13 protein-coding genes are annotated in these 14,749 nt (G+C 43.1%); 8 read left to right on the top strand and 5 right to left on the bottom strand.

From position 1 onward, the window contains the following. Positions 1-36: 36 nt before the first annotated feature. From larB to ABM313_RS01560, 4 genes are all read left to right on the top strand, one after another. Entirely contained in the window at positions 37-792 is a 756-nt protein-coding gene (gene larB, locus ABM313_RS01575) for a nickel pincer cofactor biosynthesis protein LarB (RefSeq protein ID WP_434685953.1), read from the top strand. Between the two features lie 116 nt (positions 793-908). Beyond that, positions 909-1,430: a glyoxalase-like domain protein gene (locus ABM313_RS01570; RefSeq protein ID WP_434685952.1), complete on the top strand. Its 522-nt coding sequence runs from the start codon at positions 909-911 to the stop codon at positions 1,428-1,430. A 126-nt stretch (positions 1,431-1,556) separates the two neighbouring features. Beyond that, the gene (gene carA, locus ABM313_RS01565) at positions 1,557-2,729 is read left to right on the top strand and encodes a glutamine-hydrolyzing carbamoyl-phosphate synthase small subunit (RefSeq protein ID WP_434685951.1); all 1,173 of its coding nucleotides are present in this window, start codon (positions 1,557-1,559) and stop codon (positions 2,727-2,729) included. Positions 2,730-3,043: 314 nt separating this feature from the next. After that, positions 3,044-3,430 (top strand): IS630 transposase-related protein, encoded by a 387-nt coding sequence (locus ABM313_RS01560; protein ID WP_434685950.1) that lies wholly within the window; start codon positions 3,044-3,046, stop codon positions 3,428-3,430. 96 nt (positions 3,431-3,526) lie between these two features. Here ABM313_RS01560 and ABM313_RS01555 read toward each other — a convergent pair whose 3' ends face one another. The 5 genes from ABM313_RS01555 to ABM313_RS01535 form a co-directional block, all read right to left on the bottom strand. Further along, entirely contained in the window at positions 3,527-4,162 is a 636-nt protein-coding gene (locus tag ABM313_RS01555) for a type I restriction endonuclease (protein WP_434685949.1), read from the bottom strand. 80 nt (positions 4,163-4,242) lie between these two features. Continuing rightward, on the bottom strand, positions 4,243-4,572 hold the full coding sequence (locus tag ABM313_RS01550; protein WP_434685947.1) for a DUF4926 domain-containing protein: 330 nt from the start codon (positions 4,570-4,572) through the stop codon (positions 4,243-4,245). Positions 4,573-4,576: 4 nt separating this feature from the next. Further along, entirely contained in the window at positions 4,577-4,909 is a 333-nt protein-coding gene (locus tag ABM313_RS01545) for a DUF6883 domain-containing protein (protein WP_434685946.1), read from the bottom strand. 267 nt (positions 4,910-5,176) lie between these two features. Next, on the bottom strand, positions 5,177-6,397 hold the full coding sequence (locus ABM313_RS01540) for a Shedu immune nuclease family protein (protein ID WP_434685944.1): 1,221 nt from the start codon (positions 6,395-6,397) through the stop codon (positions 5,177-5,179). A 93-nt stretch (positions 6,398-6,490) separates the two neighbouring features. Continuing rightward, positions 6,491-8,038 carry an NAD(P)H-quinone oxidoreductase subunit N gene (locus tag ABM313_RS01535; RefSeq protein WP_434685943.1) on the bottom strand — a complete coding sequence of 516 codons (1,548 nt, stop codon included), beginning with the start codon at positions 8,036-8,038 and terminating at the stop codon, positions 6,491-6,493. 413 nt (positions 8,039-8,451) lie between these two features. Here ABM313_RS01535 and ABM313_RS01530 point away from each other — a divergent pair, with 413 nt between their 5' ends. The 4 genes from ABM313_RS01530 (at position 8,452) to ABM313_RS01515 (ending at position 14,635) form a co-directional block, all read left to right on the top strand. After that, positions 8,452-9,798 carry a CmpA/NrtA family ABC transporter substrate-binding protein gene (locus ABM313_RS01530; RefSeq protein ID WP_434685942.1) on the top strand — a complete coding sequence of 449 codons (1,347 nt, stop codon included), beginning with the start codon at positions 8,452-8,454 and terminating at the stop codon, positions 9,796-9,798. 57 nt (positions 9,799-9,855) lie between these two features. Then, positions 9,856-11,586, top strand: coding sequence for an iron uptake porin (locus tag ABM313_RS01525; protein ID WP_434688323.1), 1,731 nt, complete (start codon positions 9,856-9,858; stop codon positions 11,584-11,586). Positions 11,587-11,660: 74 nt separating this feature from the next. Then, positions 11,661-12,503, top strand: a complete 843-nt coding sequence (gene ntrB / locus ABM313_RS01520; RefSeq protein WP_434685941.1) for a nitrate ABC transporter permease — start codon at positions 11,661-11,663, stop codon at positions 12,501-12,503. 134 nt (positions 12,504-12,637) lie between these two features. Beyond that, positions 12,638-14,635: a nitrate ABC transporter ATP-binding protein gene (locus ABM313_RS01515; RefSeq protein ID WP_434685940.1), complete on the top strand. Its 1,998-nt coding sequence runs from the start codon at positions 12,638-12,640 to the stop codon at positions 14,633-14,635. The last annotated feature ends 114 nt before the right edge of the window (positions 14,636-14,749 follow it).

Raw genomic sequence — 14,749 nt, 5'->3', positions numbered from 1 at the left:
ATTGCTATATTGGAAGTATCAGTACATTGAACCTCTATGCATGACAACTTAAAGCAAATTCTGGAAACAGTAGCGAAAGGAGAACTCAGTCCAGAGAGAGCTTTAGAAGAATTGAAATATCTCCACTATGAGTCAGTGGGAGACTTTGCCAAAATCGATCACCATCGCGCTTTACGAACTGGTTTTCCTGAAGTGGTTTTTGGCTTGGGTAAAACACCTGAGCAAATTATCCAGATTATGCAGGTGATGGAGTCTAAAAATCCCTTAGTAATGGCAACCAAAATCTCAACTTCTGTTTATGAACAAATTTGGTCATCTTTGCGCGGATTGAGATATTTCCCGATCGCCCAAATTTGCTGCCTCGGTGAATCAACCATGAAAAAGCAAGGCACAATCACGATCATCACCGCAGGAACCGCCGATCTACCAGTCGCTGAGGAAGCTGCTGTGACTGGTGAGTTATGCGGATTTAGGGTGAAGCGGCTTTGGGATGTGGGTGTGGCGGGAATCCACCGCCTGCTCAGTCATCGTGATGCGATCGCGGATGCTGATGTGATTATTGTGGTTGCAGGCATGGAGGGGGCGTTGGCAAGTGTAGTTGCAGGTTTGGCGGATTGTCCGATTGTGGCTGTACCGACAAGTATTGGTTACGGCGCTAGTTTTAATGGGCTTGCACCTTTGCTGACGATGATTAATTCCTGTGCGACAGGTGTGGGTGTGGTGAATATTGATAATGGTTTCGGAGCAGCGATGTTAGCAGGGAAAATTTTACGCTTAGCAAGCGATCGGTAAGATTTTTAAACCAGAACTACATAGGATTTATCCCCAAACTGTTACGCAATTACTTAAACCCATGACAGTTGCGTTAAACTAAAAGCCTAAGTCTCTTAATATGTAGTTACTTTACGATGGAGTCAATTTTTTCTACTCAAGGCATCATGGTTATGCTCCTCGGTGCATACGCTGTTGCCATGTGGATGTTTCTCACCAGCGCACCGAAAGTACATACGATCATGGTTTCTAACCTCGATCAAGCGCGATATTTTTATGAAGGCGAGTTGAAATTGCCGATCGCCGACGTGCCGCTACATTATTACTATGGCTATGAATATGGCATGGGCGCACCTGCCGACCCCATTTATATTCCTGCTGAAGCTAGGCGATCGCGATCGCAGCAATATTCAGCAGACATGGAGGGCGCATGGTATCTGCTTAAGAAAAACGTCCAACTGCATATCGTCCCTGGCGCAAATGCTACTGATGTCAATCGAGGACGGCATATTTGCTTTAACCGTGACTGTGTAGAGCAGATTTTATTGCAAATTCAAATTAAAGGGATCAAACATAAAGTCCGTAGCGAGAAACCACTTAACTTTTTGGTCAAAGACCCCGATGGTCAAGTAATTGAAATCGCTGAAGTGATTAGCTAAATACAAAAGAGGGCTTGCATTGCAAGCCCTCTTTTTTGATCTTGTGACCTAGATAACGTTTAGAATGATCGCTAGTGTCCAAAATAAGTAACTGAATAGTGGACAGCAACGCAAGAGTATTTGAATATGGCAACAAAGCAAGCAGCGATTTTAGTCTTGGCGGATGGTACTTGTTACCGTGGCTATGCCTTTGGCGCATCAGGAACCGCGATCGGTGAAGTGGTATTTAATACAGGTATGACTGGCTACCAAGAGGTAATGACCGATCCCAGCTACCGAGGACAAATTGTAACTTTCACCTGCCCCGAACTTGGCAACACAGGCGTAACTCCCGAAGATGATGAATCCGATCGCCCACAAGTGCGCGGCGTAATTGCACGTAACATTACGGCTGTCCCAAGTAACTGGCGATCGCGTCAGTCTCTACCTGATTACCTCAAGGCTCATAATGTCGTCGGCATTGCAGGGATTGATACTCGCGCTTTAACACGCAAGTTGCGATCACTCGGCGCAATGAATGGCGGCATCTCCACCGAAATCCTCGATCCTGAAGTGTTACTTGCTAAGGTTAAGGCAGCGCCATCCATGCAGGGTCAAAATCTTGCTCAAGCAGCTTCCACTGATCGCATTTATGAATGGGCAGAAAAAACTATCTCGGAATGGGAGTTTATCGAACCATCCAAGTTAACAGGCGAAACTCTGACAGTTGTGGCGATCGACTTTGGCGTAAAACGGAATATCTTGCGCCGACTCGCTAGCTACGGCTGCCGTGTAATCGTCGTTCCTGCTGATACCTCTGCGGAGAAGATTCTTTCTTACAATCCCGATGGCATCTTCCTATCCAACGGTCCTGGAGATCCAGCCGCAGTTACCCAAGGCATTGAAACGGCAAAGGCTTTACTAGAAGCTAACAAACCCATGTTTGGTATTTGCTTAGGACATCAGATTTTGGGCTTATCAATGGGTGGAGATACTTTCAAACTCAAGTTTGGACATCGTGGCTTAAATCAACCAGCTCAAAACCAAGCCGAAAATGCCGATCGCCGAGTGGAAATCACCAGCCAAAATCATGGCTTTGCACTCACAGGAGAATCCTTTGACGCATCTCCCGCCATGTTGACCCATATCAACCTCAATGATCGCACCGTCGCAGGTTTAGAACATAAAACCTTGCCTATCTTCTCAGTGCAATATCACCCTGAAGCTAGCCCAGGTCCTCACGATGCTGATTATCTCTTCGAGCGTTTTGTGAACTCCATGCGCGAACATAAAAATAGCTCTAAGCAAGTTGCTGCTTAGTCATTTCAACATTGATTCAGAAACAAGAAGGTTGGTAAGAAACACCAAGCTTCTTGTTCCTAAAAATCTTAAAACCTCATTGTCTCTGGCATTGTACCAATTCCACAAGTTCCACTAAAGACTCCCTTATAATCTTGATAATTGAGAAAAGAGTGTCTTAGAAAAAGGGAGAGATGCTATGACAATGCAAGAGATAGCTAGAAAGACGAGTGGCGGCGCTAAGCGCCGCCACTCGTCTTTTTGGTTTTATGTATATAGCAAAAAGGTTTGCTTAGGACATAATATAGAAATAGGAGAGAGAAAAAGAAACGAAAATGACAGCAGCCTACAGCTTAGACCTACGAGAGAAAGCAGTATCAGCGATCGACAGAGAAGAAAAAAAGAGTCATGTCTGCCGAACCTTGAACATTAGCAGAAATACATTAGATCAGTGGTTAAAACGTAGAGAAGAGAAAGGAAGTTTATCTCCCAATGAGTATCGACGGGAACCACAGCTGAAAATCAAAGACCTAGAAGCATTCAAAGCATTTGCCGAAGCCAATGAACATTTGACACAAAAAGAAATGGCTGAAAAATGGGGAAAACCTGTCAGTCCAGTACTAATCAGGCAAGCACTACAAAAAATTAACTTCACCCGTAAAAAGAAATTCACGGTTACTAAGAAAGAGACTAGCAACTACGAAAAGAGTTTAAACAACTAAAACGCCTAATGCGATCGCCAAGTCAAAAATATATTTTCACGGAATGAGTAAAAGTTCTTTTTTTATCTGTTCCCTATGCGATCGCAACCCTAGCAATTACTTCTGAAGATTTTTAATCTGTTTCAATATGCGGAACACTTCAACTAAATCTTGACTGCCAGTAGGAAAAAATATTGAATACGATCTCGAAGCACTGTATAGAGGCGTTGGCTGAGCGATCGCCTTCAGAAAAATAAACTCATCACCATTTGTGATCATTCCAAATGATGGAATATCAGGTTGTGGGCTACACATCATATATGACAAAGCTTGTGGCATGGCTAATGAAGCCATAATCGTGCGTTTTGCTTCAATCACTAATACCCATAGCTTTTCATGCACAATTAAAGTATCAATTCTACCGCGCAAAATTTCTTCATCACCTTCTAGGGCAAATTCAACTGATTCTTCAGTTCGCACCTCGTATTCAGGCTCATAGAATCCGACTAAATCTAGCAATGGCGATATCATGAGCTTGTCAACAGCACCTTCGGCTAAGATGCCACGCCTTCTATGTGCTGTAAATCTGACTAATAGGCGATCAAGTGCGGCTTTTTCAATCTCAGTGAGTTCTGGCAAATTGTCCTGCCACTCTCTAAAAAATGTAGGTGCGGTGCAGGGAAATAGTTGAAATTTTTCTTCAACATCCGCTACAGACAAAATTGTTTTAGAAATAGGTAGTGTAACAGCCATAAGAGTACTTTCAGCTAAATAGATTTTTTCTAGGTTTAAGATTGGCAGTTCTTCTAAAATTTCTTTGGGACTATAGCCACTTAAGATACTTTCAGTCGATCGCTACTGTCATCGCTTAATAGTTTCTCGATGTACGACTCTAAATGAACTAGTTTTACTACGCTTAATTGATGTAGTTTTTCTAATATTTCCATCTCTTTCTGCCATTGTTCGACAGAGATAATTTGTGATTCGGCAACTTCGACTGTCACATTTGGAATATTAAACCCTTCAAGACTATAACCATCTTGCGCCAATTCAGTCATGGGATAATGTTCTACAACCGTAGCAACTGAACCACGTTTGAGGTTATACATGGGTATATCTTGCAGCAAGACAACTTCTGAGAATAAAGGAAATTTAGGTTTCATGTATTTACTCGCGATCACTCAAACGTTTAGGAACTAGGGTAACAAACTTTGCTTGTTGATTTGTTAGCATCCAGATGGTAGTAACTTCAAGCTCTACTCCGTTAACTCCTCTTAGGATTGCATCAATTCTATACTTACTCCCATAGATTGTCGTTTCTACAAATTTGGCAGGTTGTGTCAAAATTTGCGCTCTCAGGTCAATTTCTAGCTGCTGCCAGTTTTCTAGTGTATATCCTGCTTTCTGAAGAAATTGCGATTTGTCATCTTTAGGCAAAAGCACTAAGAGATATTTTGTCAATTTTTCTTCAGCGATCGCTGCGTTTGTAGGCAGAAGCATAATTTGATTCGCAAATCATTACTGATTATAGCTTTTGGGAATTAAACTGTGTTAACGCCTAATGCGATCGCCAAGTCAAAAATATATTTTCACGGAATGAGTAAAAGTTCTTTTTTTATCTGTTCCCTATGCGATCGCAGTTTTGCAATTAATTCTGAAGGTTCTTCCTTTAACCATTCTTGATAGTGTTGTTACTCTGACTGCTCTAGGCGTAACATATAATTTTTTCTTTAATTTATAGATATTGGTTAATCATATTACGATAAATCAACCAATATGATTAACAATTTCACCTTGCAACAGAGCAACAAGAAACTCAACTTTCCCAAACAACTCATCATAAGTAATGATTTGAATATCACTTAATCCTGATCTAAATAATTCAAAAGATTTTCTCTTTCTTGATTCTGTTAATTCAATTTGAGCATTACCAATAATAACGATAGTCTTCGGATTGAATACATCAAATCTTTCTTCTTGATCACCTATAAGAGAAGTATAGTTTTGAAGTAATGATTTTTTGTAGTTGGCAATCTGAATTACAGACCCAGATAAATCATTTGAAATATTATATACATCACCCCTATATTGGGAACCAAGAAGCCTAGTTTGAGGTGTTTTTATTTCTATTAGAGCAGCGTCTTTAGTCAAACTATTTGCACATAAAAAGTCAACTATATTTCCTCCAGTATTTCCAAAATTTTTTCCACCTAAGTAAGCTTTATTTCCCACAATAATTACTGGAAATGAGAAAATCTGAGCAAATACAAAAGAATTTTGTGCGAGTGTTTGTTGCCAAAATTCTTCGCTATTATTTTCCTGATTTACTTGCCAGATTGACAAAATACTTTTGAGATTACCTAGACCAATTGCTGCATTTAGTTTTTGTAAGTCATCAATCTCAAGATTCTCAAGAGTATTAATAATATCTTCTATATTTGCAATATTTGTAATCCAATCGAACAATCTAGAAATGACATTGATTCCTGCTCTTTCAACTATTGCAAGGACTTGACGAAGAGTTTGTTCTTGAATAGATGATTCAATATCTTGATTGACTAAAACTTCCATCATTCTAGCAATGGGATCAATACTGTCTTGCTTTGCAAGCTGGAGAAACTTTTCCAAACTTTGATCAATATCATCTATATTATTTTCAGTCTTTTTTAGTGATGCTATATGCTCTTCGATTTTGCTTGGAACTGTTGAGAAAAGCGTTGCACTTGGCATTGCATTGAAATTTTTTCTTATTCTGCTAAGGGTAGATACAGACATCCCAAAACTTTTAGCAGCTTCTTTATAGGTTGCATATTCACTCAATACTGCATTAAGTTCATAAACAGCTCTTTCCCTACCTACTACATTTGCCCATCTTTCTAGACAACGTACTCTATTAGGCGCTCCAAGCTCAACTCCACCACTATATGCTTTCCATGCAGCTTGTAGTGCTTCTATAAACGTCCATTCAGGATTAATGATTATACTCATATTTATTTGAAAGTTTACTGTAGACAATTAAAGTAAACAGACAACAAAACAACCGAAAAATTAGCAAAAAAAAGGGCGCATCGCGCCCTTTTTTTATTGTGCAGTTGTTGGTAAGACCGCTACTGGTTTTGATATTGGAGCTTTAGCTTGGAGGAACTTGGTTTCTTTTACAGCTTGATTGGATAGGGAGAAGAGAGGATTAGACGCAATACCTGCGATCGCTGTGAAGATCAGAGTAAATACGAGCGCTGCTTGGAGAGGCTTCATACCCACCTGATTCCATGTGATCGCAGGATAGTTGCGAATCGACTCAGACATTTCCTGAGGCTCCTTAACTACCATCATCTTGACGACACGGATGTAGTAATAGAGAGAAACCACACTCATGACTAGCGCTAGTAAGACCAAGCCATAGGCTTGAGCTTGCCAACCTGCCCAGAAAATGTAGAGCTTACCAAAGAATCCAGCGAGAGGAGGAATACCACCAAGTGAGAGGAGGCAAACACTCAAAGCGAGGGTCAGCAAAGGATCTTTTTGGTATAAGCCACTGTATTCACTGATTTGGTCAGTTCCTGTACGGGAAGCAAACAGGATCACACAGGCGAAAGCACCCATGTTCATGAACAGATACAGAATCAAGTAAAACACCATGCTGGCGTAACCAGCTTCGGAGTCGATCGCCATGCCAAGCATCACAAAACCTGCTTGACCGATGGAGGAATAAGCCAACATCCGCTTCATGCTAGTTTGGGCGATCGCCACCACATTACCCAAGACCATACTCAAAATGGTCAATACGACAAAAACGTAATGCCATTGTAGAGAAGCCAGAGGAAACGCGGTAATCAAAAATCTGAGCGCTAGACCAAAACCTGCCACCTTAGAGCCAATCGACAAAAAGGCAACTACAGGGGTAGGTGAACCTTCGTAAACGTCTGGTGTCCATTGGTGGAAAGGTACTGCCGAGAGCTTGAAGGAAATCCCCGCAATCACAAATACCATCGAAATGATTAGAGCCGTGTTGCTAACGGTAATCTTTGAAGCGATCGCCGATAGAGAGGTTTCGCCGCCCGAAAGTCCGTAGAGCAAGGACATCCCGTAAAGGAAAATCGCCGAGCTAGCCGCACCGACTAATAAATATTTGAGCGCCGCTTCATTGGAGCGCGGATCGCGTTTGGTGTAACCCGACAGCAAGTAAGACGAAATACTCAGGGTTTCAAGGGAGACAAATACCATCACCATTTCGTCGGAACCAGTGAGGAACATACCACCGAGGGTCGCACTGAGCAAAATGACTAGATACTCGCCAACTACTACGCCTGACTGCTCTAAATAACGTACTGAAACGAGAATCGTTAGGAGAGCAGATAGGGCAATAATGCCACGAAAAATAATACTGAGTTTGTCACTATTAAAACTACCCAAAAAGGCGATCGGATTTTCTAGTCCCGTCCATTGCCACACAAGGGCAGCAGTAGAGGCGACTAAACCAGCGATCGCAATATTAGGTAGCACATTTGCTGATTTTCGTCCTGATGCAATTAGATCAACGATCAATACAAGCACCAATGTCCCAATGACAATTAGTTCTGGCAAGATCGCACCACTATTGAGCAGAGCATTGAGACTTGCTGTATCCATACTTAATTCATGTGTTGTTGCTATGGCAATTGTATAGCAAAACTTGAGTCGCTCTAATTTCTTGTTCCCTTCTTCTTTGGTAATAACTACTTATAGGGATTTAGAGAGATGTGCGAACAAAGTTAGTCATTGATAGGACAGTTTCAATAGATTATCATCTATGATAATTATAAAAATAATAGACTTTACTCTATTAAGGCTTAACTCTAATATATCAATAGCAACCAATCAATCGTTCTTAAAGATTTTCGCTAAGTCATCTTAAATAACTTAGCTTCTCAAATCGCGATGAGTTGAGATTACCTTGAAATGTGCAAGTCAAAATTGCAGATTAATTTCAAGAGCGATCGCAGCTTAGTTTTTGCTGCCTTATTTTTTCAAAAACCTATTTATTATGTTTTAGGAGTGGAACTATGTCTGGTTTCAATAACAACTTTTCACGACGACGCTTTTTAGCTACAGCAGGAGCTACAGCCCTCAGTTCCGTCTTACTTAAAGGATGTCTTGGCAACCCTCCTGAAGACACCCCAATGATTACATCAGCTCAGGCTGCAAAAATAAGTCTTCCTCCTGAACAGGTTCCCGAAACAACCAAAGTACGTCTCGGATACTTGCCAATTGTCGAGGCAGCACCATTAATTATTGCCAAAGAGAAAGGATTTTTCGCAAAATATGGCATGGATAATGTGGAAATATCCAAACAAGCCAACTGGGGAGCCGCTAGAGATAATGTCAAAATTGGTTCCTCCGCAGGTGGTATTGATGGCGGTCAATGGCAAATGCCAATGCCCTATTTAATTTCCGAGGGAATTATCACCGATAACCTCAAAATCCCCATGTATGTGCTGTTGCAGTTAAATACCCATGGTAATGCGATCGCAGTGGCAGGCAAACATAAAGATAAAGGGATAACCCTAAAAATCGACAAAGCCAAGGATTTCTTTGAGAAGACAAAATCTGAAGGAGCGAAATTTAAAGCTGCTTACACTTTCCCTAAAGCCAATCAAGAATTCTGGATTCGTTACTGGCTAGCAGCAAATGGAGTCGATCCTGATACAGATATCGAATTGTTGACTGTTCCTGCGGCGCAAACCGTAGCCAATATGAAAACTGGCACAATGGATGCTTTCAGCACAGGCGACCCTTGGCCCTACCGTATCGTCAAAGAGAAGATTGGCTTCATCCCTGCCCTCACCGCCGAAATTTGGAAGGGACATCCTGAAGAATATTTAGCAATGCGTGCGGATTGGGTGGATAAGTATCCAAAGGCAACTAAGTCTTTACTTAAGGCGATTATGGAAGCCCAGCAATGGTGCGATAACTTCGATAATCGCAAAGAGTTAGTTCAAATTGTTGCTACTAAGAACTATTTTGGTGTAGACCCAGAAATCCTTGAAGCTCCCATGATGGGCAAATATGACATGGGTGACGGTCGCGTTATTGATGACAAGAGCATGGCTACGCTCTATTGGAAAGATGCGAAGGGCAATGTTTCCTATCCCTACCAAAGCCATGACCTCTGGTTCATCACCGAGAGTGTGCGTTGGGGCTTCTTACCAAAGGAATCTCTCGCATCAGCAAAAGATTTGATTAAGAAGGTCAATCGTGAAGATATCTGGAGAGAAGCAGCCAAAGAAGCAGGTTTCTCTGATATTCCTACTAGCACCTCTCGCGGTATCGAGGAATTCTTTGATGGTACAAAGTTCGATCCTGAAAATCCTCAAGCCTATCTTGACAGCCTAAAGATCAAGAAGGCATAGGTCAAAAAATTTGCTCAAAAAATTTAAAAAATAAACAAGTATTGTGTGAGGAAATTAATCTTGAAAATTCATACCAGTCATCTCGGATTGCTTCTACTAAGCTTGCCCCTAGCTTTAGGCACGATATCTTTGTCAGCGGAGGCAAATCCTACTAGTTCTTCGACAGTTGCATCCACTGAAACTAAAACTACTATTCCCCAAATTTCTGGCGAAACTCAACTTAAGGCGATCGCTAATGATCCCATTGCTCAGAATGTCACATCGGTTTCTCAACTCTCAGATGTGCGTCCTACAGATTGGGCTTTTACTGCCTTACAATCACTAGTTGAGCGCTATGGTTGCATCGCAGGCTATCCCGATAGCACATTTCGTGGCAAGCAAGCGACCTCTCGCTATGAATTTGCGGCTGGTTTAAATGCTTGTCTTGACAAAATCAATGAGATTATTTCGGCAGGATTAGCGGATAAGGTTAGCAAAGAAGATCTTGCAACTTTGCAAAAGCTCCAAGAGGAATTTGCCGCCGAACTCGCAACTCTCCGTGGTCGAGTTGATGCCCTTGATGCGAAAACTGCCAAACTGGAAGCGCAGCAGTTCTCTACGACAACTAAATTGAGTGGCGAAGCAATTTTCAGTGTGTCGGGCGCAACAGGAGCCAATCCTAACAACGGTGGCACAAACACTAACATTGTTTTTAATAACCGCGTTCGCTTGAATTTATTGACTAGCTTCTCTGGTAAAGACTTATTGATTACAGGATTGCAAGCTACCAATATCAACAGCCTAGCTGCACCCTTAGGCTATGCCGATCCCCTTGGCAGTTCTAGTAATGTCCGATTGGGATTTGAGAATCAATTCCTCAATTTCAATCCATCTAACTCCAACACGGCAGCAGCTAACTCGGTCAATCTTTACAAGCTACTTTACATTTTCCCTGTAGCTGATAAGTTGACAATGTTCGCAGGCTCTAATGCAGAGGTTTCCGATGCTTTCCCCGCAATTAGCCCGTTTGCTAGTGAAGGTCAAGGCTCGATCTCCCGTTTTGGTCAAGGTTTAAATGCTGCAACCCGTGTGTCGGGCGGTACATCTGGTACTGGGCTAGCTGCTGCTGTTGGTTTCATTTGGACTCCTTCCGAGCAGGTTGATTTTCGAGCTTTGTACGGAAGCGTCAACTCTGCGATCCCTGCTAACAATCCCAATACTTTGCTTGGTGCAGGTTTCTTCGGTGGTAGTAGCGTTGCAGCCGCCCAATTAACCCTCAAACCCACTTCCAATCTAGATATCGGACTAAACTATGCCAATAGCTATCACCAAATCAACATCTTGGGAACTGGTCTAGCTTCCGCAGACATTAATGCAATTAGTGGAACAGGTACAGCACTAACTGACCCAATCAAAATGAATTCTATCGGTTCAACTTTGACTTGGCGGATTACTCCGAAGATTGCTTTTAATCTATCTGGCGCTTGGATTTTTGCCAACCTTACTAATAAGGATGCTTCCACCACTTTTACTAGTTGGATGACAGGATTTCATTTCAATGATGTCTTCAATGAAGGCAACACAGCTGGGCTGATCTTTGGACAGCCTCTAGCACGTAATGCTGTTGGCGGACTTGCGAATTCCACTGGAGTTACCACAAAACCCTATCACTTGGAAGGATATTTCAACTTCAAACTTTCTAAAAATATCAGCATTACCCCAGGCGTGTTCTTTGTCTTTAATCCTGAAGGTATCAACAACGCACCTACCGCAACCGTTGGAGTATTACGGACAACATTCACTTTCTAAAAGCTAAGAGCTAAAAGCCAAGAGCTAAAAGCTAAAGACTAAAAACTAATTAAATTTCACAGGAACAAAAAATTATGGCAGCAAGTATTGGTAATCGTAACGGTAGCTTTGGGCGATCGCTATCGAAGTTTTGGGAAAAGCAAGCTCAGAATTGGGCGCTTCCAATCATTGGAATTCTCGGATTTTTGCTTGTTTGGCAGATTCTCTCTGGCGTTGGTTTAATCAAATTGCCCAGCCCCTTGAATATCCTTTCCGAAAAATCCACCCGCAACCTCTTGCTTTATCCATTCTTCGATCGCGGTGGTACTGATAAAGGGCTATTCTGGCAAACTCTCGCTAGCTTTGAGCGCGTGGCAAAGGGCTACTCAATTGCAGCGATCGTGGGTATTAGTGTCGGGATTCTAGTTGGCACTAATGCGGTTATTGATAAAGCGCTCGATCCATTGTTCCAATTTTTGCGAACAGTTCCACCTCTTGCATGGGTTCCGATCGCACTTGCGGCTCTCCGTCAAAATGAACCTGCCGCATTATTCGTTATCTTTATCACTGCGGTTTGGCCAATCCTGTTAAATACTGCCGTTGGTGTTAAGCAAATCCCCCAAGACTATCGCAACGTTTCGCGAGTCCTCCAACTTTCTAAGCAAAAGTATTTCTTCAAGATTTTGATTCCTTCAGCACTACCTTATATCTTCACTGGTTTACGCATTTCCATCGGTCTAGCATGGCTTGCTATTATCGCTGCGGAAATCATCATGTCAGGTATTGTCGGTATCGGCTTCTTCATCTGGAACTCCTACACCAATGACAAGGTAGGAGAAGTTATCTTGGCTCTGGTTTATATCGGTGCTGTGGGCTTGATTCTTGACCGCGTTGTAGCATGGCTCCAAAATGTAATTTTGCCTGAAGAACAGAAGTAAAGAGATCCCCCTCAATCCCCCTTATAAAGGGGGAAGAAGATAATTTTATTCTCCCCCCTTTATAAGGGGGGGCTGGGGGGATCTATACCTTGAAACGTAGACAGAGAGATTTGTTATAAAAGGAGAATTTTAAAATGCAGGATTTTGTTTTAGTTGATCAGGTAGAGAGAACATTTCCCTTAGGCGGTGGAAAAGAATATATTGCCCTCAAAGGAATTGACCTCCAAATAAGAAAAGGTGAATTTATCTCTCTCATCGGTCACTCTGGTTGTGGCAAGTCCACCTTGCTAAACATGATTGCAGGTTTGGACTTACCCAGTGGCGGCGTTGTGATGCTCGAAGATGAGCGCGTAACTCGTCCCGGTCCCGATCGCATGGTGGTATTCCAAAACTATTCGCTCTTGCCTTGGCTATCGGTGCGCGAAAATGTTGCTCTTGCCGTTGACGAAGTGCTTTCCCATTTGCCCAAGGGTGAGCGTCATGATTTAGTAGAACGCTATGTCAACATGGTCGGACTTGCCCATGCGATCGACAAACCACCCACCCAGCTATCAGGCGGGATGCGTCAACGGGTAGCGATCGCTCGCGCCTTGGCTGTCCGTCCTAAACTGCTACTTCTTGATGAACCCTTTGGCGCGTTGGATGCACTGACTCGCGGTAACTTGCAAGAGAAGTTGATGCAAATCTGTAATGAAGATCAGATCACCGCCGTAATGGTTACCCACGATGTTGATGAAGCGGTATTGCTGAGCGATCGCATTGTGATGTTGACCAATGGACCTGCCTCGAAAATTGGGAATATCCTCGAAGTGGATATTCCCCGTCCCCGTCAACGCATGGAAGCGGTCAATCATCCTAGTTACTACAGCCTTCGCAGTGAAATCATTTACTTCTTGAACCAACAAAAGCGTGTCAAGAAATTGAATGCTCGCAAGGTTACCACTGTATCGAGACATGGCTTAGAAAAAGTCAACTTAGAGATCGGCTTCGTTCCCTTAACTGCCTGTGCGCCGATTGCTGTTGCCAAGGAAAAGGGTTTCTTTCAGAAGCATGGACTCGATGAAGTTTCCCTCGTTCGTGAAACCAGTTGGCGCGGTATTGTCGATGGGATTTCGGGCGGCTATCTTGATGCGGCGCAAATGCCTTCAGGTTTACCAATGTGGCTCACCCTCGGCGGTGCTGGCGCTTGCAAGCCCATCGTCACGGCTCTAACCATGACCCGCAATGGTAACGCCATTACCCTCGACAAGCATTTCTACGATCGCGGCATTCATACCCTCGCTGATTTTAAGGCGATGTTGCAAAGTACTCGCGATCGTCAACACCGCATGGGCGTAGTCCATCCCTCATCAATGCACAATCTCCTACTGCGTTATTGGCTAGCCGCAGGTGGCATCGACCCCGATATTGATGTCGAACTGAAAACCATTCCTCCTGCCCAAATGGTAGTTGACCTCAAAGCAGGTAGTATCGATGGATTCTGCGTCGGTGAGCCTTGGAACTTCCGTGCTGCTATGGAAAATATCGGTTTCACCGTCGCAACTGACCTCGAAATTTGGAATGGTCATCCTGGCAAAGTTCTCGGTGTTCGTGAAGATTGGGCAAACGCCTATCCCAACACCCATATCGCTCTCGTCAAAGCATTGCTAGAAGCCTGTATGTACTGCGCCGATCCCAACAATGCTGAAGAGATCCGCCAGATTCTCTCCCGTCGCGCCTATGTCAGCACTAATGTTAATTACATCCACTTGGGCAACCCTGATGATGTCACCTGTGCGCTTGACACCCCCATGCGCGAACCTGCTCACCACCAGTTCTATGGTGCTGGAGTCAACCGTCCTAGCCGTTCTGAGCATCTCTGGCACATTACCCAGATGGCGCGTTGGGGCGATGTTCCCTTCCCTCGCAACTGGGTAGAAGTACTGGAGAAAACCTGTCGCGTCGGTGTATTCAGTACCGCAGCCCGTGAGTTGGGATTAACAGACATCACCTACAGCCGCAATGCGATTCAACTCTTTGATGATATTCCCTTTAATGCTGAAGATCCCATTGGCTATCTCAACCATCTAGATATTAAGCGCAATATCACGATGGCAGAAATTGCGATGGAATCAGTACGAATGGTTGCTTAGTTCCTTTCAACTAGATCAAAATGATGGGTTATGCGATCGCTAACCCATCCTACTGGACTGTTTCATCTAAAATAGTGTAATAGAAAACTAGGTGAAGTCAGTCTTAACAAGCTT

Origin of the sequence: Pseudanabaena minima str. Chao 2107, assembly GCF_051131155.1 — a bacterium.
Taxonomy (GTDB): domain Bacteria; phylum Cyanobacteriota; class Cyanobacteriia; order Pseudanabaenales; family Pseudanabaenaceae; genus Pseudanabaena; species Pseudanabaena minima.
The sequence above is the reverse complement of the archived record's forward strand: the minus strand, read 5'-3'. Positions and strand labels throughout refer to the sequence as shown.